Genomic DNA, 23,196 nt, shown 5'->3' with positions numbered 1-23,196 from the left:
GCAATGAAAACCCTTGACGCCTTTGCGCTAATAAACGGAATAGATCAAACGCTGAATGCGTTAAAGCAGCAGTCACAGCAAATCAGCTCCCTAGAAAAACAAATCAATCACATCATCTCACTCGATGGCGCACTAAAGGGAGAGGCGGGACAAGCCATCCGCGCCTTTTATACAGAATGCCATATTCCCTTCCTGCAATTCTTCCAGGTCGTCATTGAGGAATATAGCGCCGCATTGAAAAACACAAAGCAGGCTCTTAGCGCGCTAGAATCAAATGAGCACGGCTATATATCACAAGCATTTATCGAACATGATCTTGATCAAGGCTTAAAAAAAGCTGAACGAACGATTTCTGAAATTGTATCAGAGGTAAACCATGCCATCGGCAGAGTTGGTCATATTGTTCATTTGCCAAATGTAGACGAATCATTGTTTCAGCAGAACTATCAAAAGGCATGGCTTGAGACATCAAGAACTATTGGTCTGCTTCATGCATTTGACAGGGAGCAGACAAGTGCTTTACATGAAACCAAAAGCTCCCTTCAAACAATGAAGCAATACATAGATACCTTAAGTACCATGTTCACCGGCCCAAAAATCGACATCACGAGCTATCAAAAGGGTTCTATTTTCAAAGATGGAAAAGAAGAAAAAGTAAGCAGCACCATCAGTGGATTGAAAGATAAAATAGACAACCAAAAAGACAATCCATTGATGATCATGCTGAAGAAATTGAAAGAGAAACAACTGGCGAATGTGGAGACGGTTGTTCGGAATGACAACCATAAAAACATCCGTAAACAAGTCACAGCAAACGATCCATCGCTTACAACATTACAAAAGGAAGCTGTGAACGGGAAAAACAAGATTCATAGAGACATCAGAGTCATAAATGGTAGACTATACAACGTAAAAGACATTAAAAAGTTAAAAGAATTCGACATCGCAGATGAAGTCGTCACGGATCCGTCGGATATTGATTTTATTGGTGGAAGATACACCGTTTACGCCAATAAACAAATCATCCGAACGTATATCGCAAACGGCGAAATAAGAATAGAAGAAGTCGACAAAATTCCAGAAAGCCGCAGCCGTGGCAACGCTAAACGCATATTAGACGGTGAAGTCGTCTCAACCACTGAAAACATCATCTTAGAATACAGCGGCATCTACGACGGCTACCGAGCGGTTACTGGCAAAGACCCAGAAACCAGCCAAAATATCAGCAGCACAGACCAAGCTCTATCCGCCGCCTCTATCATCCCAATAACGAAAATAGTGAAGGTTGGGAAATATGTTTTTAGGTTGGATCAAGGGAAGAATGTGAAGAGGGTTGAGAAGACGGCTAAGGGTGCGGGTGACCTGATTAAATTCAAAGGTGATCAAGCTATTATTCATTATGAAAAGCATAGTAAAGAGATAATGGATGCAATGGGTAAAAATCAATACAATATCAAAAATTACCTTAAAGATGCAAATCACGTTATTCAGAAGGGGAAATATGTACCAGAACTGAATGGTTATGTGAGGCTTGTTGGTGGAAAGGGAAGTGCAAAATATGGTTTTGTTGGGCTTGATAGAAAAACAGGGAATATTACCACATTTCATATAAAATCGGTTAAAGAACTTTCTAAAAAAGCACCAAGTTTAGGGATAAAAACAAAGAAGTAAAAAAGGGTGATCGTATTGAAAATAAAAAAAATAAACTGGATTTCACAAGAAGCTTCAGAAGCTGAAGTGATTGTAACAGATGGTGAACTGGAAATAATGTGTTTTGCTCAACCATTAAATTACCTTGAAGAAAGTGAACTATTAGAGCCTATTTATTGTTTAGATGTGTCAGACCTAGTGAAAGCTGAATTGTCAGAGTATAGAATTGAAAAATTAGATGATAATTTTAGTTATAGTTTCTTAGGACAATTAATTGATAAGCGTGATGAAAAAGTGAGAGTGGGCGGATTTTTATTAGAATTGGATTACAATATACCAGGAGATATAAATGAAGGCGATTTTATAAGTTTTAATTGTCAACGACTTGATATTTATTAGTAAGAGATGATGTCTTTAAACCCTTGAAAGTCTATAAACTTTTAAGGGTTATTTGAAATATAATAATAGTTGAATCGATATACCTGCTTAAGAACGATAATGATCAGATACACTAAGGGATGGCTTGTTGAATTGATAAGAGAATAAAAATTGCAGATTCTTTAGGAGCGTTCAATGAACAAAAAACAACAACTAACGAAACAAATCCAAACCGTCATCAACATCCTAGAAAAAGAATATCCACAAGAAATCAATCAAGGTGTTCTCCAATTAATATACAAAAGATATAAAAATGCACAAAGGATCATTCAGAACAATGAAGATCTCCAAAAGATTTTGATCGTTGGCGGGGTGAGAGCTTATATGGATAGTTATAATGACTATCTAAACCCCTTTCTAGATGAATTACATAAAGCAGAGAGTTTGCTTAAAGAAATGCTGTCATAGATAGGACGGTTGTCTGTAGTACTGGAATCAAGTCTTGTATCGGGCAGCAAAACAGAGAAAGGAATGCCTATGGAACATAAACAACACAAAAACAAAAAAACATCCAACTGGCTATTAAGTATCAGTGTTCTGATTGTTATAGGAACAGCTTTGCTGAGAGGAGTTTCTTACTCAGATGCTGATTATCGCGGTTTCCCTATTGATTGGCTAGTTCTGCACGGACATCATGCTTTTGAATTTCTATTGTGGGGTTTTATACTTGACGTGGTCATTTTCTATTTTCTTTTAAAAATGCTTCTTCGTTTGTATAAAAGGGTGATGAAAAAATCAGCAACTTAAAATAGAGGAGGCCTTAAAAATGATCAATTTACCCCAAATCCCACATCTGCACGTGAACAAACCAGCCAGTGACATACATATCAAAGAGGCAGAATCCCAGCTAAACATGCTGCTGCCCCATGTTTATAAGGAACTGCTGAAACATACAAATGGATGTTCCATTGGCGGTGAGGTGCTTCTATACGGCACTGAGGACATTGCGGAACGAAATGCAACATGGGAGGTTCAGCAATATGCAAGCGGATATGTAGCCATTGGCGACGATGGCGGCGGGCAAGTATTTCTCATGCGGCTGGCTGAAGAGGAGAAAAAAGTGTGGATCGTCGATGCTGGTGTGATGGACCCTCAGCATGCGGAATTGGTCGCTGAAGACTTGTTTAGCTGGGTAAATGAGGGCTGTTTCATAGAAGTTTAGTCTATTAAGGAGATGATCGATTTGCCGTGGAATACATTGATCGCTGCATGCCTCGTGGTTGGGGTTCCTGTCGTTTTAATTGCAATTGTTTATTTCATCTCGAAAAGCAAGAACAAGAAAACCAAATCATCCAACTGAAACGCTCTGTGACGCCAAATGTCATAGAGCTTTTTTGCATTCTCCCCCCATTCATCCCATGGTATAATAAACACAGTTTATGAACGAGAGGATATGCAGGAGATGAAAAATGAACCTATTGAGTTACTGACACAGCCGAAATGGCGAATTATCGATCAGTCGAGTCTTGGTCTTTATGTGGACCCGAAGCAATCTTTTGCGATGGATGATACGCTTTGCGCGTCGGTGGGGAAGGGCCTTTCACCAGCGACAGCCCGTTCTTGGGTGCATCACAATACGATTGTGCTTGGGATTCAGGATACAAGACTTCCATTTCTCCAAGATGGCGTAAAGCTGCTTGAGGAAGAGGGATATCGTGTGATTGTGCGCAACTCAGGCGGTCTTGCTGTGGTGCTGGATGAAGGTGTACTGAATGTGTCTTTAATCTTTGCGGAACAAAAGAAGGGCATTGATATTGACCGCGGATATGATGCGATGGTGGAATTGATCAGCCGGATGCTGTCTATGTATGATGTGGACATTGAAGCCTATGAAATAGTCGGCTCTTATTGTCCAGGCAGCTACGATTTAAGTATCAATGGAAAGAAATTTGCAGGCATTTCTCAGCGTAGATTACGCGGTGGGGTCGCTGTGCAAATTTATTTGTGTGCAGATGGAAGCGGGCGTGAACGTGCCGACTTGATCCGCCGTTTTTATGATGCCGCCTTAAAGGATAAACGGCAAGAAGTGAAGGCAGTATTTCCTGATATACAGCCGGATACGATGGCATCCTTATCAGAATTAATCGGTGAACCGATTGATTGTACGCTTCTTATGCGTTTATTACTAGAGGAGCTTCAAAAGCTTAGTGATCAGCTGACAGCCTCGGGCCTGAATGCAGAAGAACAGCTGGAATTTGAGAAAAACATGACGCGGATGATTGAGCGGAATGAAAAGGTGTTTTCGTAAATATCAGTCTTTTTATCTTGAAAAGAGTAGAGGTGAAGTGATGGAAACAAAGCTTGAAAAAGCCATTGAACTTCGAAAAAGTGGACATCTTCAAGAATCAAATGAATTGCTGTCTCATCTTACAGAGGAGTATCCAGACGATGCCTCTATTCATTATCAATGTGCCTGGAGTTATGACCTGTTAGGAGAGGAAAGGCAAGCTGTCTTTTTTTATGAAAGGGCCATTGAGTTAGGATTGTCTTCAGAAGAACTAGAAGACGCTTTACTAGGGTTAGGAAGTACATACAGAACTTTAGGAGAATATGAAAAGTCAAAACAGATATTCCTAAAAGGGATGGAAACTTATCCGGACAACAAAGCCATTCAAACGTTCTATGCCATGACTTTGTATAATTTAAAGGAACATAGCAAAGCGATGGAAATATTACTGAACTGTTTAACTGAAACGACAAAAGATCCTGCTATTTTAAGTTATCGAAAAGCGATTGATTTTTATTCAAATCAATTAGATAGGTTATGGAAATAATAGTTGATTTGGCTGCTTGAATAGATTTGGAGGGGCAATGTGATGAAAAAATCCCCTCCTTTGTTATGGAATTTTATATGTGATAGTCATTTATGGCGTAAGAAAGAAGGTAAATTTGTTGTCATTATTCACCACGTATTACCCGCTGTTTATGCTTTGTGTTTTGTCTGTGTTGTATGTGATGTATCGGATTCAGCCGCTTGCCTCTACTGTTAAAAAAATCATCATTGTGCTCTGTGTGTTAACAAATGCTGCCTATATTTGCTGGCGTCTCTTCTTTACACTGCCGCATGAAGGTACATTTAATATGATAATGGGCATCTTGCTTGTTGCCTGTGAATGTATTGGATTTTTACAGCTGCTTGTGTTTTATACACTTGTTTGGAAGCCTTCAAATCGGAAACAAGTCACGATCAGTGATCTTGACAGGCTGCCAACAGTTGATATTTTCATAGCTACATATAATGAACCGATTGAAGTGCTGAAACGCACGGTTGCAGGCTGTTTGAATCTCTCTTATCCAAAAGACAGCGTCCATATTTATTTATGTGATGATGGCAAGAGGGAGTCTGTGGAGCAGCTTGCATCTGAGTTTGGCGTTCATTATCTGACAAGAACAGATAACAAGTTTGCTAAGGCGGGTAATTTAAACCATGCGATGTCTCAAACGAATGGGGAGCTGATTCTCACACTTGATGCTGATATGGTCCCCCTTCCTGCCTTTTTAGAAAAGACAGTGCCTTACTTTCATGATGGAGCGACTGCGTTTGTTCAAGTTCCACAGGCATTTTATAACGAAGATCCTTTCCAATATAATATGTTCTCGAAGGATCGAATTCCAAATGAACAGGACTTCTTCATGCAAACCCTCCAGGCTGGTAAGGATCGGTTCAATGCGGTGATGTATGTCGGGAGTAATACTGTATTTAGAAGAACGGCCTTAGAGGAAATTGGCGGATTTGCTACTGGAGTGATTACAGAAGACATGGCGACCGGAATGCTTCTCCAAGGGAAGTTCAAATCTGTGTCTGTCGGAGAAGTATTAGCCGTCGGTCTGGCACCTGAAAGCTGGCTTGATTTGTTAAAGCAGAGAGACCGGTGGTCGAGAGGGAACATTCAGTGCGCCCGTAAGTTTAATCCATTGAAGGTTCGCGGCTTAACGCTTATGCAGCGAGTTCTTTATTTAGATGGCATTGTGTATTGGTTTAACGGTTTATTTAAAATGATTTACATTCTTACACCGATTTTGTTTTTATTGTTTGGTATTCAAAGTTTCTGGGCCGATTTCCAGTCCATTTTCATGTTTTGGCTGCCGGCGTTCTTTAGTTCGTATTTAGCGTTTAAACTGGTGTCGAATCAAAAAAGAAGTATGTTTTGGAGTCATATTTACGAAAGTTCTATGGCATTCCATCTGGCTGGTGTAGCTTTAAGTGAGCTGTTTTTGAAGAAGAGGGTTGAATTCCTTGTCACGCCGAAGGGAATTCAAACGGACAAGAGACATTTTCATTTGAAAACGATGATTCCTCATTTGATCTTCTTGCTGCTCTCATTGCTTGTCCTTGTGAAAATAGGATACGATATGAAGGTAAATGGGACGATGAATGCTGATCTCACGTTGATTAATATTTTTTGGGTGCTTTATAACGGTGCAGGTCTATTCATGGCACTGATTGTGGCGTTTGATCGTCCACGTTATCGAAAATCAGAGCGGTTTGTCATAGAAAAAGAGGGGCAGCTCTGTTCTGATCGTCAAGATGAATCGATTGCTTGTTTTCTACTAGACATGAGTGATTCAGGTGCGCGTCTATCCATTCCATTGGATCAAGCTTCTTCTTTAAATCAAGGACAAATGCAATTGTTCTTTTCAGAGGATCAAAGTGTGGCGTGTGATGTGGTTTGGAGCCATCCAGATGGAGACAAGCTGATGGTTGGTGTTGCTTTTACTGATACAGAAAAATCAGAGTATCTATCACTGATCCGCTTCTTATTCACACGAGAACATGTATCGATAACGGATCGTGAGAAAAAATCCTATGCTGTTCGGACATTTCTCCGCTTTATAAGAGAAACGGAGAAAGTACCAAGGGCCTTGCGGCGCAAATGGGTGAGAAGACCGTTGCAAAGCGTGGCAGGCACGCTGTCCTATGAGGGCCGGTTAGAAGAGAAGGTGCCGGTGAACATACATGATATAAGTGTATCTGGGTGCAAAATCGAGTCTGAAGCTTCAATTGAATTACATGAGAAAGTGCTGATCACCATTGATACAGAATCTCTCACAGATCAGCCGGCGATTGCAGTCTGGACATCACAAAAACGCGGACGCACAATGGCCGGACTCAAGTTTGTTCAGCCTGAAATCAAGCAGATAGAAGAAAGAGAGGGAGTGGTTTCTTGAAATCCAAAAACGGCGGTTACCTCTATTTACTATGGCTTCCTGTCATCATGGGAGCCGGCTACGGCATTTCGCTTTTAGTGCCATTTCTTCAGCCTGTCCTGACACTTGGCATTGCAGGTCTTTATATTTTTGTGTTTGGTGATTTTCAAGTAAGGCAGGTCAGATATATTTTTATGTTCGTGTTTTTGATCAATGTCCTTTTTAGTGTGATGCTATTGTTGGGCATTTAAAAAAGTGCTTCCCGAGGCGGGGAGCACTTTTTGTTATTCTGCCATTTTTTCGAGGTTGCCGTTCCGGTCCATTTTAAAGGTTGGTGCGGCACTATCGTCCTCTTCAAATAAAACTAGTTTTCTTGCACGGTTCATGATTTTCACGAGTGTTTCATAATCTTCTTGAATCGTGAGCTGATCCTTTTCAAGCTTCTTCACTTCAGCTTCTAGCTGCGAGACTTTATGAGAAAGCTCATTGTTTTCTCGTTTTAAGCGGCTGTTTTCCATACGTAAGGCAGTGGATTGCTGACCATCGCCTTCATAACGGCGTAAGAAATCAATGATATCGTCGATGGTTAATTCTTGATGCTGCCTAAATGGATTTGCTTCCGGCTTTTTCTCTGCGGTATTTGGGGCAGGAGCAGCCTGTGACAATAAATGTGATAAACTAGCTAACTCTTCATTGTAGCTTTGATCCACAAACTGAAGCTGTTCAGCTGTTTCAGCTGCTGGTGCAAATGTTTCTTCCTTTGCTGGCTCCAATTCCTGTGAGAATTCCTCTTGAGTCACCGTTTCTTCTACTTGCGGCTGATAAAGTAATCGTTTTTTCGCTGGCTGGCCATTGCCAAGAGCGCGCATCCGTTGTTTTCGCTGTTTTTTGGCAAGTGCCAACGCTTTTTCATATTGATGTCTGACGACAGCGTTCCATCTAAATCCGCATGCCGCTGAGGTGCGGTTCAGCTTGTCTCCAACTTCTTCAAACGCATTTAGCTGCGTGCTGCCCTCTCTGACGTGACGTAAGACGGTTTCTGCCAGGAGGAGATCATTTTCCTCTGACCAAGCATCTTGTCTTTGTTTTGACATGTGTTTAAACCCCCATAAGATTTGATGGTATTAGATTAGCCAAGTTCAAGAAGGTTTATACAAGTTTGCTAAAAGGATAGTGGAAAATACTAGCTTTTATGTAAGCGGATGATTGGTGCGGCAAAGCGTCTTGCAAGTCCAGCCGCTTCGATGTACAATGTTGGGTGGTATATTATTCACGATTGGCTGTCCAACTGTTTCATATAGAAGAATGAAGTATCATCATTGAAAGGAAGCGTAAGACCATGGCTAATGAGTTTCGCGTATGTGACGATTGTGATGCGACGAACCTAAAGACGTTATTGCCTCGACTCAAATCGGTTGACCCTGATGCAAAAATTGAGATCGGCTGTCAATCCTATTGTGGTCCAGGACGAAAAAAGGCTTTTGCGTTTGTGAACAATCGCCCATTATCCGCACCAACAGAAGATGAATTACTTGAAAAGGTTCAAAAAAAAGTCAAATAAATGTCACTGAATGTGTTCAGTCGACCTAAAAAGAGGTCCGTCCCTGTCAGGTCGGGCTTTTTACGTCCGTGCAATCTTTGAGAACACATTCACCAGCAAATTCAAGGATGTTTTCGGGAAAAGTTACCCGATATAATAGAAACACGTCTTAAAAAAAGAGGGACGAAACGATGGCGTATCCAAAAGGGAAATTATCTGAGGAAAAGGTATTTAAAGATCCTGTACACCGTTATGTTCACGTAAGGGATGCATTAATATGGGATTTAATAGGAACAAGAGAGTTTCAGCGCCTGAGACGAATTAAACAGCTAGGAACTACTTATTTGACGTTTCATGGTGCAGAACACAGCCGATTCAATCATTCACTCGGTGTATACGAGATTGTGAGACGAATTGTGGATGATGTGTTTAAAGGGCGGCCTGAATGGGATGAAGGGGAGCGCGAGCTTGTACTTAGTGCAGCCTTGCTTCATGACCTCGGACATGGTCCATTTTCTCATTCCTTTGAAAAGGTCTTCCACTTAGACCATGAATCGTTTACAAGAGATATTATTTTAGGGCAGACGGAAGTCAATGAAGTGCTCCGCCGGGTGAGTGATGATTTCCCGAAGCATGTGGCTGAAGTCATTGCCAAAACGTATCAAAACAAGCAGGTGGTCAGTTTGATCTCAAGTCAAATTGATGCTGACCGAATGGACTATTTGCAGCGTGATGCTTACTATACAGGCGTCAGCTACGGCCACTTTGATATGGAACGTATTTTACGTGTGATGCGCCCGAGAGAAGATCAGATTGTGATGAAGCAGAGCGGGATGCATGCGGTTGAAGATTATATTATGAGCCGCTATCAAATGTACTGGCAAGTCTATTTCCACCCAGTGACACGCAGTGCGGAAGTCATTTTAACGAAAATTCTTCACCGTGCAAAAGAGCTGCATGAAACGGGTTATATTTTCACACACGCCCCCGTTCACTTTTATTCAATCTTTGAGGGGAATGTCACCACAGAGGACTATATTAAGCTGGATGAATCCATTGTCTTATTTTATTTTCAGGCGTGGGAAGATGAAGAAGATCACGTGCTGGCTGATTTGTGCCGCCGTTTTATGAACCGCCGATTGTTCCAATATACAGAGTTTAATCCAAATGAAGAAATGACGAAATATTTCAAGCTGACCGCCTTGTTCAAGGAGGCAGGAATTGATCCTGACTATTATTTAGTGGTCGATTCTTCCTCTGACTTGCCCTATGACTTCTACAGACCAGGCGAGGAAGAAGAGAGGCTGCCAATCCACCTTTTGACGCAAAGCGGTCATATTAAAGAACTGTCGAGACAGTCAGATATTGTTGACGCCATTTCCGGTAAACGAAGAACCGATCATAAACTTTATTTCCCGATGGACTTAATTGTAGATATGTCGGAAAAAGCTGAAGAAAAAAAGGCGATCATGAAGCTGCTTGGTTTGGGATAAGGAAGTACTGAAAAAGGAGATGTCGGGAATTTGTTGAAAGAGCATGCAAAGTTGATGAAGGTATTCTCTGAATCAGGGGAAATCGTTGGTCGGAAGAAGCTGCAAAAGATGATTTACATAGCAAAAAAGCTAGATTTGCCTTTTTACGAGAAATACGATTTTCATTTTTATGGCCCCTATTCAGAGGAGTTGACGCTCAGAATTGAAGAGCTGTGCAACCTTGGATTCTTGGACGAAATGAAGGAAAAAAAGGGCGGATACTATCAATATCGCTATTCGCTGACGGACAATGGGAAAGAGTTTCTCGATCAGTGTGAAGTGGACATGCCTGACCTCAAAGCGCTGACGCAGCAGATGAACGAGCAATCATCCCGTTTCCTAGAGCTTGTCTCAACGATTTTATATTTTGATAACCTGCCAGAAGATGAGGTGAAGGAAAAGGTCTTCACCATTAAAAGCAAGCAGCGCTATACGGACGAAGAATTTGAGGCGGCTCTTGCTTATATTGATCAGTTGAAGGAATTGAACTAACGAGAAGAACCAGTGTGTGATGGCTAATGGCTAGAACAGACTGGTTTTTATTTTGCGCAGAAACAAGCCGACCACATGGATCGACTTGTATTTTATGAATGGTGATAAGAGAATCTCGCTAAAAATTGTTTTGTACGTTCTTCTTTCGTCTGTTCAAAGACTTCTTCCGGCGTACCTGATTCGACAATGACCCCATCCTCCATGAAAATGACCCTGTCGGCAATATCATAGGCAAAGTTCATCTCGTGGGTGACGATGATCATAGTGACACCGGTTTGGGCTACCTGTTTAATGACATCAAGCGTTTCTCCTACAAGCTCGGGATCTAATGCTGAGGTCGGTTCGTCGAACAAAATGACTTCTGGATTCAAAGCCAGTGCCCGTGCAATGCCGACGCGCTGCTGCTGTCCGCCAGATAATTGATGCGGATAGGCATCCTTTTTCTCTAGTAGTCCGACCTTTGTGAGTAATTGGAGAGCTGTGTCATAGGCTTGATCTTTCGGTTGTTTACGGGCAATGACTAAACCTTCCATGATGTTTTCAAGTGCTGTTTTATGAAGAAATAGATCGTATTGCTGAAAGACCATGGCGGTTTTTCTGCGAAGTGCGAGAATGTCTTTAGGCCTTGCTTGATTGAACTTGACGGTCGTGTGATCAATGCTGATTTCTCCTTGATCCGCACGCTCAAGAAAATTCAAGCATCGCAGAAAGGTTGATTTCCCAGAACCGCTTGGACCTAAAATGACGACCACTTCGCCTCTTTCTACCGTTAAATCAATTCCTCTCAGAATCTGGTTTTTACCGAACGCTTTATGCACCTGTTTGATGTCAATCATGCCAATCGTCTCCTTTTGTTTTTGTGTCCATATTTCTCGTATAAGGCTGTAATGGCTTCGATAGAGGCACACAGTGCCCAGTAAATCAGAGCAACGGCGATGTAGGCTTCAAGATAACGATAGTTCACATTGGCTTTGATTAAAGCGCCGTTTAAAATATCGACCACAGACACCATTGAGACGAGAGAAGAGGCTTTGATTAAACTGATCAGCATGTTGTTCAAAAGTGGAAGGGCGATGGGAAAGACTTGCGGTATAATGACCCTTCGTAAAACCTGTTTGCTGGTGAAACCAACGGATAGAGCAGCATCGAATTGCCCCTTTGGAATAGATGCAAGAGAGCTTCGAAATATTTCAGATAACCCGCTTACGGCATATAAAGTAAGGGCGAAAATGGCAATCCATCGTCTGTCCAAATCACTGAAACGAATCTGAAGAGAAAAAGATGCAGCCAAACGATCCAGCGAATCAGAAAAAAGAAGATAAGATACGAGCAGAATGAGGACAACAGGAATTGCTTTAAAAATAGCCACAAACCATTTGAACAATGGAGACAATACAGGCACCTGATAAAAACGGATAAGGGCAATACCAAATCCAAAGACTGAGCCAAATAATAGCGGGAGAAAGCCTAACAGCAGCGTCGTTGGCAAATAATGAAGTGCGGCTAAAAAGGCCTGCAGCATAAAGGCAACATCAAAATCCACTCAGATCGCTCCTTTCTTATGATGTAGTAAAGTCTCCGCCCAATATTTTCTTAGACAATTCAGCGAGCTTGCCGTTATCGATCAGTTTTTGTAATGCTTGATCAATGTCTTTTTGAAGTTTTGTATTGTTTTTTTGATATAGATAATATGTTTTAGATACGTTTACAGGTTTTCCAGAGGTGACTAGATTGGCATTGAATTGTTTGTTTAGTTTGTTGACGTCATACTTTGTGAGCAATGCCGCATCGACTGTGCCATTTTGAAGGTTTTTGACGAGAATTTCGTTTCCGCCATCTCCGTAGACAATGTCAATTTTCCGATCATGCTTTTTGTTATATTGCTCTAAAAGATAAGCGAAATTACTTCCTGTAGAGGTGTGCACTTTGTGTCCAGCCAAATCGTCTAAGCTTTGAAAATCATGACCGGATGCTTTATCAACAACCACATAGCTTGTATAATCTGTGTAGCCAACTTTTCCAAATAGATATTTCTTCTGGCGCTCATCATTGATTTCATATTGATGGGCAGCGAGATCTACTTTACCAGCATCTAAAGCGGGCAGAATATTTTTAAATTCGAAGGATTCATATTTAAACTTATATTGTGGAAGCAGCTGATCCACTTCGTCTAATACAGCCTTCTCATAGCCTGTTAGTTGACCGTTTTCATCTAAGTAAACGAAAGGCTGATAAGCGTTCCCTGTGCCAACGATGATTTCTTTCGCATCTGGATCATTATTCGCTGCTTCTGCTTTGACTTCATTCGATTGTTCTGTATTTCCGCAGGCAGCAAGCAGCAATGAACCAAGTGTAAGCAGACCGATGATGTAATGTTTTTTGAATCGTTTGTTATTTTTCATGTGAAATCCTCCTCGTTTTACTTCGCACGCTTTTCGACAGTGAAGGCCGTTTCAGGTCTTTTTAAGGAAACGAATGTCGTCTGACGCTGTTTTCTCGTTTTCGGTGTATTGATCCGTTTTTCCAATAGATCAAACGCTTTTTCCAGCAGCATACTTAACATAATAAAAATGACGGCAGCAATAAAGTATCCTTCTAATACGCGATAGTATAAAGCCCCTAATGTTTGGACCTTTCCTATAATATCCATCACGCCTAGTGTAAAGGCGAGGGAGGTGTTTTGTAATAAGTTCACAATGGCCACGCCGATATTCGGGAGCGCAATTCTTCCTGCTTGAGGAATGAGCGTTCTTCTATAAATCTGCCATTTCGTCAGCCCAATTGAGGCAGCCGCTTCATATTGAGATGCTGGGACACTTGATAAGGCTGATCGGAATATTTCTGAAAAGTAGGCAGCTGTATTGAGTCCATATGTAATATAAAGAAAGATCAATTTGTTCCACATGGAGATATCAAGGCCAATTGCTGCGAGCACACCTGGCAGACCATAAAAGACAATAAACATTTGAACCAGGATAGGCGTTCCGCGAATAAATGAGACATAGACTGCACTGAGTTGATGCAGGACAGGAATGCGCTCAATTCGAAAATAAGCAAGGATGAATCCAAGAAAGCTGCCAATCAAAGTGGCAAATAAAACAATCAGCAAGGTCGTCGGAAGGGCTGATAATACTTTAGGAAAAAGTGTGACTACATACTCCCATTTGAAAAACTCACCCACGTTGAATCACCTCCTATGTAGAAGTCGTTTCGACTTTTTCTTCTGCGGGTGGTGCCCCTAAAATGGCTGGATCAAAGCGTTCAGGGATAAGCACTTTATACATCAAAACACCTAAATCTCCATTTTCAGCCTCGCGTTCAATATATTTTGTATATCCTTTTCGTTCGTACATCTCTAAAAGCCAAGGGTGTTTCCGGCCAGAAGTGCCTAGTGTATAAGCAGGCGCTTTATATGTCTGCCGGAGCAAGGTGTTTTCTACATAATCGAGCAGTCTATTTCCAATTCCTTGACCGGCTAAATCAGGAGCTGTCGCAAACCACCAGACAAATGGATAGCCTGAGACCGGCTCAGTGCTCTCCCAAGGAAAACGTATGGTGATGGTTGATATGAGCCGTCCGTCTCGTTCTAATACAACGGCAGCGGACTGTGTGATGTTTTCTGTGACCATTTCAAGTGTAGCGTTCGTGGAGGGCCAATCGATGCCCATTTCACCAAGCGGTTTAAATGCACTGGACAGCAATTCTAAAAAAGCTGGCGCATCTTCTTCGGTAGCGATGCGAAAAATATCTCGACTCATGACAAACCTCCATTCAGTATGTAATGTCAAATTAATGCTTTTTTTAAAGTCTCGATATCTGGATTCAGCAATGCTTGATACACGTGGGGATCATGACTGATCTCAACTACAGGTACATAGCGGACACCGTATTTTGCTTCTAAAATGTTTCTGTAATCATCATGTTCTGTGACATCAATCGTTGAAAAAGGGATCTGCTGATCGTTGAAGTAGGATTGAATGTCCTTGCAATAACTGCATCCATTTTTGCTCCATAATATGATTTTTTGATTGTTTGACATTAGACGTTCACCTCTTGATTGATTGGTTTTTGGTTTGTTTGTTCTTGATCAAGTGCTTCTTTTAATAAAGTGATAGACGTGATCCTTTCATCAATATTTACGATCGGCGACAGCACGATGAATTCATTGATATCGTATGACTCGGCTAGCTCAGTCAGCCTGTGATGAACGGTTTCTTTTGTGCCAGCGGTATAGCCGGTTTTTTGCACGTGAATGTTGTACTGTTCCTTCTCCGTTTCTTTCACCAGTTTTTCTGCATCCTCTAACGATGTGACATTCAGCTTTCTTCCATCAGAAAAGGAGACCTTTACTGTTTCCTTTTGTTTGATATGTGAGAGTGCTTGTTCGGGATCATCGGCTACAGAAACGGTGATAGCAAGAAGGAATTGCTGGCGGGTGCCCGCTTTCTGATATGTTTGGAAGGCCTCTCTTGCTTCTTTTAATAAGGCTTCATCTCCATTAATAAAAAAGGCAAAGACAAAGGAGATACCAAGTTTTGCTGCAAATTCAGCGCTCTCTATACTTCCCCCTAAAAGGAACATGTCAGGTGATAAACGAGGGATGGGCTGAGCATTCAATTCATTTGTGTGTTCTGTCAGATAGGTTTTGAGATCCACTAATTTTTGAGAAAAATCCTTCCGTGACGCCTGATAATCTTCCTGAAGAGCTTGTGTCGATAGGTTCAGTCCTCCAGGTGCTTTCCCAACACCTAAATCGACTCTTCCAGGCGCTAATGATGCGAGGACGTGAAATGTTTCAGCCACTTTAAACGGGCTGTAATGCTGAAGCATGACACCGCCAGACCCAATTCGTATGTTGTTTGTTTTTGCTAAGAGATAGCCGGCAAGAGCTTCAGGGGAAGAACCTGCTACTTGAGGGTTATTGTGATGTTCAGACACCCAAAACCTGTGATAGCCAAGCTGATCCGCTGCTTCAGCCAATCTGACAGTATGCTGAATGCCCGTCTCTGCGTTCTCGTTTTCACCGACAAGGCTTTGATCAAGAATACTAAGGGTGAACGACATTGGCTGTTCCTCCTATCAGACTTTGATATTGAGATAATGCGAGGTTTAACCTGTTTGTGGCATCTGAATCAAGTAAGTAATCACCTGACTCCTGCTTTGTGACCTGTTGATCCACAACATACACGCCAGATTGCACAACTGTTGCACCAAGTTGATGAATAATCGGTTTAAGAGCATATTCAATGACGAGCAGGTGGCCGTAGGTTCCTCCTAAAACAAACGGAAGGACGGGTTTTCCTTGTAACACTTTCTGTGGAAGTAAATCTAAAAACGTTTTTAAAATACCGGAAAATGACGTTTTGTAGACAGGAGTTAACACAATGACACCGTCACTCTCATTCACAAGTTCAATGGCCTTGACAACCTCTTCGTTTGAAAAGTCCGCACGTATTAGTGCGCTGCTAGGCAGCTGGTGAACTTGAATGATATGTACATCGATTCCATTGATCGTTAAATGCTGCTGAACATGATGCAAAACACCAGTTAATCGAGATTGGACGGAATGTCCGCCTGCTATAATCGTTACTTTCGTCAATTCGTCTCCTCCATTTCACATAATTCCTTCTAAACAACTTGGAATAGTTGATAATATAAATTATAATAAGGCAAACCAATTGAAAAGTATAATTAGTAATCATAAATACACGATTCAGTTATTTAAAATATAGAGAAAAGAGGGGTTTTATGGAGATTCGTGCGATCCGCACCTTTGCCACCATTGTGAAATATGGGAATTTTTTAAAAGCAGCAGAAGCACTGAATTATTCTCAGCCAACCATTACCTTGCACATCAAGCATTTAGAAGAGGAAATTGGAGAGAAGCTTCTAGAGAGAGGGAAGACCTTAAAGTTAACAGCTTCAGGACAGCTTTTTTATGAAAGAGCCAATTCTTTACTCAATGAATATGAGAAACTGACGAAAACGCTTCAAGATTTAGAAGTGGGCATTGCGGGATTCATTCGCATCGGTGTTTCTGAGCCTACTGCCAGTTTAGAATTCCCGGCGCTCCTTGCAGAATTCAAGGAAAGGTTTCCGAATGTAGAATTTTCGGTACAAGTAGCAGATGCGAATACCCTGAGTTCCTTGCTTTCGCATGATGAGATTGATTTTGCGATTTGCGGTGCACCAGAAGCTTCGATGGAAAATAGCTATAAGCCGCTTTTTCAAGATGATATTGTCCTGCTGGTTCCGTCCTCCCATCGATTGGCGGAAAAAGATGTCGTAGAGGTAACTGATTTAGAAAATGAGACTATACTATTCACACCTCACAATTGCCCCATCCGTATCCAAATTGAACAACAAATCGTTGATGTCATTGGGACAAATTACAAGAAATTAGAGATTACTAGCAGCATGTCCCATAAACACTATGTTCAGGCGGGCTTAGGAGTATCTCTGTTTACACGAACGGCTCATTCTTTTACACTCCCGGGTACGAAGGTATTAGAAATAAAGGGCATTCAAGTTTCCCCGCCAGTTGGTCTATTGAGGAAAACAAATGATACGCCTGGAAGAGCTGTGCTCCAGTTTATTGATCTCATTGAAAGTCGATTGCATCAGCACCAACCGTCATAAAAAGAGGGGTTAGCCTTTATGCTAGCCCCTCTTTTAAATTTATTTTACTGTTTGTTTCAGAAACTGATTCTTCTTCATCGGCAGGCCTAAGTTTTCGCGAAGGGTATGAGCTGGATAATTTGGGTCGTAATATCCTCTTTCGACTAATATCGGAATGACGTGCTCCGTCCATTCGGATAAACCGCTTGCTAAAATTGGAGCGCCAAAAATAAATCCATCTGCGGCGTCCTCTTCGATCCATTGAATTAATTTGTCAGCTACTTGTTCGTAAGTGCCGAAAAAAGCACTTTTTGATGTGGTCACTTGTAAAGCGACTTCTCTTAAGGTCAGGTTTTGATCTTTGGCCATTTTCTTAATGGACTCTGTTGTGGATTGGAAGCTGTTTGACCCAGCGTCACCTATATCTGGAAAAGGTTCATCAAGCGGGAATTGACTGAAGTCCAAATGGTCAAAGAATCGGCCGAGATAATGCAGAGCTTCTTCAATAGAGACTAGATGTTTAATGGCTTCATATTTTTCTTCAGCTTCTTCGACTGTTTTTCCTGTAATCGGGTGGATGCCAGGGAATATTTTGATCTCGGATGGTTTTCTTCCAAGCGCTGCCGCTCTATTTTTCACGTCGCGGTAATAGGCTTTTGCCTTTTCAAGTGAATCGGCATTTGTAAATACAGCGTCTGCTTCTTTTGCAGCTAGGTCTTTTCCTGCCTCTGAAGCGCCTGCTTGGAAAATCACGGGCTGCCCTTGTTCAGAGCGCTCAATATTTAAAGGACCTTTGACAGAAAAGTGTTTGCCATGATGGTTTAAGGTGTGCAATTTATCTCGGTCGAAGAAGACACCTGTTGATCGATCTCTTACAAAAGCATCTTCTTCCCATGAGCTCCAAAGCCCGTTCACTACATGTAAATACTCTTCTGCAATTTCATATCGAAGTGAGTGGCTAGGATGCGAACGGATGATGTGATTCTCAGCAGAGCCCTCTAATGGGGAAGTCACAACATTCCAGCCTGCCCGGCCTTTACTTAATTTGTCCAAGGAAGCAAATTGCCTGGCAATGGTAAAGGGCTCACTGTATGAAGTGGATACAGTACCCACAAGTCCAATCTGTTTCGTGACTGTGGCAAGTGCAGATAAGATGGTTAATGGTTCAAATCGGTTTAAGAAATGAGGAATCGAATGTTCATGAATATATAAGCCATCTGCCACAAAGACAAAACGGAAACCCGCTGATTCCGCTTTTTTGGTCATCTCTTGATAATAATCAATGTTAACACTTGCATCTGCTGGCACCGATTTATCCTTCCATGCATTCATGTGACCCCCTGGGCCATGTAACATTAATCCAAATTGTATGTGCTTTTTTCCAGACATGCCGATCGTCCCTTCCGTTTTGAGGTAGCAATGTTTTATGTTCTTCATCATAAGGCAGAACCGCAGAGAAGTATAATTGGTATCAGTAAAGTGTGACTTTATCTTTTCTAATATCATTTTTTGTTTCTTTCAGATGTGACATTAGGTCCATGATATTATTTCTTAAAAACATGAGTGTTTACTAAGTAAATGACCCAGACCAAAAGCGCTATTTTTCGATGAAATGTGTGTCAAAATATCCGAAAAATTAGTGAAAATGACGTAATTCGACTTTCTTCCTGTGCATCTAATTCCCTGTTTTTGACTGAATAGAAGGAAAATAGTGAATTTTCAGTGAATATATAACCTTGTGAAAAACAAAGGAGGGATAGGAATGAAAAAGCGTTCAGTCTTTTTGTCATTTTTATTGGTAGGTAGTTTGTTACCGGGGGTAAGTTCAGCTTCAGCACCAGTAGCGAGTGCAGGTCATGGGCATGATCATGGTCATGCGCCGTTCGAAACCCATATTAGTGAGGGGTTGCCAAAAGCAAAGGATTTTAAAGATTTGACGACAGCACCTCCAATTGAACGAGATGTGACAACAAAGGTATTAGATGAGTCTGGTAAGCAGGTAGGCTCAAGAACCTTTAAGGCCAATACAGGAGATTCAATTTCAACAAAAGCAAGTACAGGCAGTCAGAAGGTCACTGTCTATGCGGTTGCTGATGCGCAGTATCGTGCGAAATATAGTGACTGGCAAACACGGATTGTCAGCATCATTGAGCAAGCAGATGTCACGTTTAACCGTGATCATGATGTGGACTTTGTCGTACAAGCAGTAGGATCATGGACGTCTTCGGGTTCAAATGCAGAGCAAATTTTGTCTAACCTTGCGCGCAGCTTTGATGGCAGAGGATATGACTTTGTCACTGGATTTACAGCAAATCCAAACTTTGATGCTGGCGGAATCGCTTATGTCTACAATAGTGCACCAAGCGGAAGTGCATTCGCCGTTAACCTTGATCAAGGGACAGCGAACACTGCAAAAGCGGCTACGCATGAATACGGTCATAACTTTGGCTTACCGCACGACCCTCAAGGAAGCGGCATTGTCTGCCTAATGAATTATGATTATTCTTACACAGTCGATTTCTTCGATGCGGCTCATAAAAATCAAGTGAACCGTAATAAAGCGTGGTACAGATAAGATAGGAGTTAGTATGATTTAATTCAAGAACAAATCATAAACTATTTTCAAAGGGTTAGAGTGAAGTTATTTTAACCCTTTGAGTTCTCTTAAAATACTTATTAGAAAATAAATATATTTTGATTGGATGTTCAGAATATATAATTTGACAATGATCTCGCATCTAAAGTGTCTATATACTATTTGTAATAATGTGGTGTGAAAAATACTTATCATCAGTAAGGTTTTATTTTCAAAAAAAGTTAAATTTTACTTGTTTTTTAAATTAAACTATGATTAAATTCTATTATGTTTCAAATCTATAATCAGATGGAAGGGGTGAAATAAAATGACAGCAAGAGTGAATGCTTTCAAAATCTCAGGCTTACTTTTAGCGAGTATTGCATTATTATTTGCTTACTTTTTTGTGATGGGGAACTTACCTATTGCTTATCTGACTAAAGAGTTTGGTATTCCATCAGCAGTAGGTAGTACAATTACTTGGTATCTAGACATGGGGGCAACAGCTTCAGTGATAATTGGTATATTATCAGGTTTTTTAACCGGGGGATTAGGACTAATTGCAAATGCCGGCAGACAAGCACTTACAGTCTATCTTAAAGAAGAGCTTAGAAAAAGAGGCAAAAAGGCCTTTATTGCTTGGTAAGGTGAAATTATTCTAATAAGAGGAGAAATCCTCTTATTAGAATGAAATGAGATCAATAGGGAATATTATTTTAGGAGTTATTCATGTGATAACAAGATACATAAATATTTTAAAAATCCATTTGATTATGCGTGCTGAAAAAGACTATTCCTTTTTACTAAAGTTTATTCCTTTTTTTAAGAGGATAAAAAATATTGCTATATTTAAGATGGTTATTCACACTATTTTTTCAATCATCCTAATCCTTTTTTTATATAACAAGTACGGTGTTTTTGTTGATAGATGGAATGAAATGTTCTTATTTGGGATATTCCTTTTATTATTCTTCTTAGCTCTAACTAGTGGAATTTCAACATATAGAAGAACCCATTTTTCAATATATCAGGATCTATTGAGTACATCTCCACTAAGTCAGCGACAAATATATGTTTTACTACTAACTGAAGAACTTCTTTGGTTTTTGATGCAATATGGAAATATTTTAATAACTGCAATTGTATGTCTCTTTTTTATTTTGAAAATACCTTTAAGTTTGTTTTTGTTGCTAAATTCCAATCTCATTTTGTTTATTTTCTTCACATTTATAATTTCGAATCTTTTAATGGGGAAGTATCAAACATATAAAATTAAAAATAAAATTGGTTTCTTTAGATTTGCTATATATATGTTTTTTTCCTGTGTTTTAATGACTCTTGGATACATAATGAGTCATCAATTTGCAAAACTAATATTTGCTTTAAGAGAACCATTTAAAAATGTAGAACAGCTATTAAATGATTCCTATTGGATTCGTGTGAAAAATATATTTGTTCAAGAATTCAAGGGGGATTTTATTTATTTTAAAAAAATTATTGGGAGTATTTACGACGGTATTATATATTCTATTAACCTACCAATATTAATATTGGTATTCTTTGCTTTAACGATGTGTATTGTCTTTATCACACGTTATTTTTATCCAAATTATTATAAAAATGAACAAATAAAATCTAAGCAGGAATTATTTGATTGGTTAACACTTTATATAAAACTAGTAAATAAGATTTTCAGAACAGAGAATAATTTTCTGTTTAAAAAAGAGCTTATTAATTTAGAAAGAAAACGTTGGATCGTATCACCAGGAGTCTTTTCTATTATTATATATTCGTTAGAAGGCTTTTTTTATTGTGGGGTTTTATTAGGGATAGTGGAGAACTCTGATAACAGTTCATTCATTATGGCAATGCTGCTTCTCTTTAATGTTTTAACAATAATTATTCATTGCTTTGAAGTTTCTTATGAGTATCCTCAAGTATTCTTTTTAGGTTCTGAAGGTAAAAGTATTCATTTGTTAAAAACGTCTCCAAATGGTGTAGAAAAATTATTTGAATCTAAAATAAAATTGTTGGAAGTATGTTTATTTATACCTCTTGTTATTAATATCATCATATCTTTAATTGTTATCAATTTAGTGAAAGAATTGAATTTAATATCTTGTTTGCAAATATTTATATTGTTGTTTGCTGTGTATAAAATATCACCAATCATTCAATTGTATATGGCTCCTTTATTTTCTAAATTTTCTTTTGATGATATACAGGAAGTTGGAAGTACATACGATGAAAAAATATTGCATATTAAGTCTCAAAGTCTACCAAGAAACTTTATACTAGTTCCACTTTTAATTTTTAGCTTCATAAACATATTTGTACCTATTTATAAATGGATTCATTATATTGACTGGTACTATTTTATTTATTTCATGTTATCAATGATTGTGTTTAAAATAATATCTAAAAAAATTGTTGAAAAGGGAATTGAGAAGATAGAAAGAGGTATTTTTTGACTAGATTAATTAACATATTAAAAAGATGGAAGAATGTTTATATTTTATTCATAATAGTATTTTTTGCAGGCGTTTTTGGTGGTGTATTGTTCCGAAAAGGAGGTTCGGTTCAATCTAATTCTGATAGTGAATATTATGGAAGCATATTTCTAAATAATCTAGATGTTGGTTTACTTTGTCTAATTGGTGGACTATTTACGTGTGGTGCTATTCCTATATTTGTAATGTGTATGAATGGTTATGTTGTCGGTAATACAATTAATAGTTTGATAATTAAAGGAAATATAGAATCTTTGTTTACAGGATTACTGCCACACTTTTTTATTGAGTTGTTTGGTTTGTTATCCTTTTCAGTCCTTGGAACGTTTACAGGAGTGATATTTTTGAGATTTTTGCAAGGTGAAATTCGTAAAGTTAATTATTTAAAAATGATTAGAGAGGGTTTCATAATGCTCTTCATCGCAACATCATTTTTATTTCTTGGAGCGATAATTGAAGATTTTGTGAGTTGGGTTTGAATATAACTAGGATAACAAATTTCATTTTAGGAGGAAAAAATGCAACTTGTTTTTAAACCCCAGAATTATTTAACGCTAAATATAGAAAAAGTAACTAGTAGATCAATATTGTTTCAGAACTTAATCATTATTTTATTGAATATGTTTTTTGTAACTTGTATTATCGTGCAAATTCTCCCTAGTAGTGAAAATTACAACTTCTTCGCTCTATATG

At 39.6% G+C, this 23,196-nt stretch carries 27 protein-coding genes; 17 read left to right on the top strand and 10 right to left on the bottom strand.

The window, feature by feature from the left end:
• Positions 1–3: 3 nt before the first annotated feature.
• The 9 genes from MHH61_RS07290 (at position 4) to MHH61_RS07250 (ending at position 7,487) form a co-directional block, all read left to right on the top strand.
• Complete coding sequence (locus MHH61_RS07290) at positions 4–1,671, top strand: T7SS effector LXG polymorphic toxin (RefSeq protein ID WP_251215181.1); 1,668 nt, start codon at positions 4–6, stop codon at positions 1,669–1,671.
• Positions 1,672–1,686: 15 nt separating this feature from the next.
• Positions 1,687–2,049, top strand: coding sequence for a hypothetical protein (locus MHH61_RS07285; RefSeq protein WP_125586242.1), 363 nt, complete (start codon positions 1,687–1,689; stop codon positions 2,047–2,049).
• A gap of 174 nt (positions 2,050–2,223) precedes the next feature.
• On the top strand, positions 2,224–2,496 hold the full coding sequence (locus MHH61_RS07280) for a hypothetical protein (RefSeq protein ID WP_098677142.1): 273 nt from the start codon (positions 2,224–2,226) through the stop codon (positions 2,494–2,496).
• 69 nt (positions 2,497–2,565) lie between these two features.
• Positions 2,566–2,835: a hypothetical protein gene (locus MHH61_RS07275; RefSeq protein WP_098677143.1), complete on the top strand. Its 270-nt coding sequence runs from the start codon at positions 2,566–2,568 to the stop codon at positions 2,833–2,835.
• A gap of 19 nt (positions 2,836–2,854) precedes the next feature.
• Positions 2,855–3,250, top strand: coding sequence for an SMI1/KNR4 family protein (locus tag MHH61_RS07270; protein ID WP_098677144.1), 396 nt, complete (start codon positions 2,855–2,857; stop codon positions 3,248–3,250).
• 240 nt (positions 3,251–3,490) lie between these two features.
• A complete protein-coding gene (locus tag MHH61_RS07265) occupies positions 3,491–4,336 on the top strand; it encodes a lipoate--protein ligase family protein (protein ID WP_024423778.1) in 846 nt (281 codons plus the stop codon).
• A gap of 40 nt (positions 4,337–4,376) precedes the next feature.
• Entirely contained in the window at positions 4,377–4,862 is a 486-nt protein-coding gene (locus MHH61_RS07260) for a tetratricopeptide repeat protein (protein ID WP_125585832.1), read from the top strand.
• Between the two features lie 118 nt (positions 4,863–4,980).
• The gene (locus MHH61_RS07255; RefSeq protein WP_125585834.1) at positions 4,981–7,257 is read left to right on the top strand and encodes a glycosyltransferase; all 2,277 of its coding nucleotides are present in this window, start codon (positions 4,981–4,983) and stop codon (positions 7,255–7,257) included.
• Positions 7,254–7,487, top strand: a complete 234-nt coding sequence (locus MHH61_RS07250) for a DUF5970 family protein (RefSeq protein ID WP_125585836.1) — start codon at positions 7,254–7,256, stop codon at positions 7,485–7,487. The genes MHH61_RS07255 and MHH61_RS07250 overlap by 4 nt, the downstream gene beginning before the upstream one ends.
• Positions 7,488–7,520: 33 nt before the next feature.
• Here MHH61_RS07250 and MHH61_RS07245 read toward each other — a convergent pair whose 3' ends face one another.
• Positions 7,521–8,330 (bottom strand): RsfA family transcriptional regulator, encoded by an 810-nt coding sequence (locus tag MHH61_RS07245; protein ID WP_024423774.1) that lies wholly within the window; start codon positions 8,328–8,330, stop codon positions 7,521–7,523.
• Positions 8,331–8,575: 245 nt separating this feature from the next.
• Here MHH61_RS07245 and MHH61_RS07240 point away from each other — a divergent pair, with 245 nt between their 5' ends.
• The 3 genes from MHH61_RS07240 to MHH61_RS07230 all read left to right on the top strand — a co-directional run bounded on the left by MHH61_RS07240 (position 8,576) and on the right by MHH61_RS07230 (position 10,800).
• Positions 8,576–8,797: a DUF1450 domain-containing protein gene (locus MHH61_RS07240; RefSeq protein WP_003215259.1), complete on the top strand. Its 222-nt coding sequence runs from the start codon at positions 8,576–8,578 to the stop codon at positions 8,795–8,797.
• A 170-nt stretch (positions 8,798–8,967) separates the two neighbouring features.
• Positions 8,968–10,269 carry an HD domain-containing protein gene (locus tag MHH61_RS07235; RefSeq protein WP_007497716.1) on the top strand — a complete coding sequence of 434 codons (1,302 nt, stop codon included), beginning with the start codon at positions 8,968–8,970 and terminating at the stop codon, positions 10,267–10,269.
• A gap of 30 nt (positions 10,270–10,299) precedes the next feature.
• On the top strand, positions 10,300–10,800 hold the full coding sequence (locus MHH61_RS07230) for a YwgA family protein (RefSeq protein ID WP_024426378.1): 501 nt from the start codon (positions 10,300–10,302) through the stop codon (positions 10,798–10,800).
• A 92-nt stretch (positions 10,801–10,892) separates the two neighbouring features.
• Here MHH61_RS07230 and MHH61_RS07225 read toward each other — a convergent pair whose 3' ends face one another.
• From MHH61_RS07225 to ssuE, 8 genes are read right to left on the bottom strand one after another with little or no spacing between them, the layout of a single operon-like run.
• Positions 10,893–11,636 carry an amino acid ABC transporter ATP-binding protein gene (locus tag MHH61_RS07225; RefSeq protein WP_024426377.1) on the bottom strand — a complete coding sequence of 248 codons (744 nt, stop codon included), beginning with the start codon at positions 11,634–11,636 and terminating at the stop codon, positions 10,893–10,895.
• Positions 11,633–12,343, bottom strand: a complete 711-nt coding sequence (locus MHH61_RS07220) for an ABC transporter permease subunit (protein ID WP_025093854.1) — start codon at positions 12,341–12,343, stop codon at positions 11,633–11,635. The genes MHH61_RS07225 and MHH61_RS07220 overlap by 4 nt, the downstream gene beginning before the upstream one ends.
• Before the next feature lie 16 nt (positions 12,344–12,359).
• Complete coding sequence (locus MHH61_RS07215) at positions 12,360–13,202, bottom strand: transporter substrate-binding domain-containing protein (RefSeq protein WP_024426375.1); 843 nt, start codon at positions 13,200–13,202, stop codon at positions 12,360–12,362.
• Positions 13,203–13,219: 17 nt separating this feature from the next.
• The gene (locus MHH61_RS07210; RefSeq protein WP_024426374.1) at positions 13,220–13,981 is read right to left on the bottom strand and encodes an amino acid ABC transporter permease; all 762 of its coding nucleotides are present in this window, start codon (positions 13,979–13,981) and stop codon (positions 13,220–13,222) included.
• 13 nt (positions 13,982–13,994) lie between these two features.
• Positions 13,995–14,558 (bottom strand): GNAT family N-acetyltransferase, encoded by a 564-nt coding sequence (locus MHH61_RS07205; RefSeq protein ID WP_025093856.1) that lies wholly within the window; start codon positions 14,556–14,558, stop codon positions 13,995–13,997.
• 26 nt (positions 14,559–14,584) lie between these two features.
• Complete coding sequence (locus MHH61_RS07200) at positions 14,585–14,839, bottom strand: glutaredoxin family protein (protein WP_025093857.1); 255 nt, start codon at positions 14,837–14,839, stop codon at positions 14,585–14,587.
• Positions 14,839–15,864 carry an LLM class flavin-dependent oxidoreductase gene (locus tag MHH61_RS07195; protein WP_098677148.1) on the bottom strand — a complete coding sequence of 342 codons (1,026 nt, stop codon included), beginning with the start codon at positions 15,862–15,864 and terminating at the stop codon, positions 14,839–14,841. Before MHH61_RS07195 ends, MHH61_RS07200 begins: the two co-directional genes overlap by 1 nt.
• Positions 15,848–16,399 (bottom strand): NADPH-dependent FMN reductase, encoded by a 552-nt coding sequence (gene ssuE, locus MHH61_RS07190; RefSeq protein ID WP_098677149.1) that lies wholly within the window; start codon positions 16,397–16,399, stop codon positions 15,848–15,850. The genes MHH61_RS07195 and ssuE overlap by 17 nt, the downstream gene beginning before the upstream one ends.
• A gap of 149 nt (positions 16,400–16,548) precedes the next feature.
• On the opposite strand from ssuE, the gene MHH61_RS07185 reads away from it, so the two are divergent.
• Complete coding sequence (locus tag MHH61_RS07185; RefSeq protein WP_025093859.1) at positions 16,549–17,439, top strand: LysR family transcriptional regulator; 891 nt, start codon at positions 16,549–16,551, stop codon at positions 17,437–17,439.
• 39 nt (positions 17,440–17,478) lie between these two features.
• Here the strand turns inward: MHH61_RS07185 and MHH61_RS07180 are convergent, their stop codons facing one another.
• On the bottom strand, positions 17,479–18,807 hold the full coding sequence (locus MHH61_RS07180) for an LLM class flavin-dependent oxidoreductase (RefSeq protein ID WP_098677150.1): 1,329 nt from the start codon (positions 18,805–18,807) through the stop codon (positions 17,479–17,481).
• A gap of 373 nt (positions 18,808–19,180) precedes the next feature.
• On the opposite strand from MHH61_RS07180, the gene MHH61_RS07175 reads away from it, so the two are divergent.
• From MHH61_RS07175 to MHH61_RS07160, 4 genes are all read left to right on the top strand, one after another.
• Positions 19,181–19,993, top strand: a complete 813-nt coding sequence (locus MHH61_RS07175) for a zinc-dependent metalloprotease (RefSeq protein WP_024423771.1) — start codon at positions 19,181–19,183, stop codon at positions 19,991–19,993.
• Between the two features lie 328 nt (positions 19,994–20,321).
• Positions 20,322–20,639 (top strand): uberolysin/carnocyclin family circular bacteriocin, encoded by a 318-nt coding sequence (locus MHH61_RS07170; RefSeq protein WP_098677151.1) that lies wholly within the window; start codon positions 20,322–20,324, stop codon positions 20,637–20,639.
• Positions 20,640–20,724: 85 nt separating this feature from the next.
• Positions 20,725–22,464: a hypothetical protein gene (locus MHH61_RS07165; RefSeq protein ID WP_098677152.1), complete on the top strand. Its 1,740-nt coding sequence runs from the start codon at positions 20,725–20,727 to the stop codon at positions 22,462–22,464.
• Positions 22,461–22,982, top strand: a complete 522-nt coding sequence (locus MHH61_RS07160) for a stage II sporulation protein M (RefSeq protein WP_098677153.1) — start codon at positions 22,461–22,463, stop codon at positions 22,980–22,982. Before MHH61_RS07165 ends, MHH61_RS07160 begins: the two co-directional genes overlap by 4 nt.
• Positions 22,983–23,196: the final 214 nt, after the last annotated feature.

It is taken from the genome of Bacillus sp. FSL K6-3154 (assembly GCF_040869395.1).
GTDB classification, from domain to species: domain Bacteria; phylum Bacillota; class Bacilli; order Bacillales; family Bacillaceae; genus Bacillus; species Bacillus safensis.
Note: the sequence above shows the minus strand (reverse complement) of the source record. Positions and strands in the feature narration are given on the sequence as shown.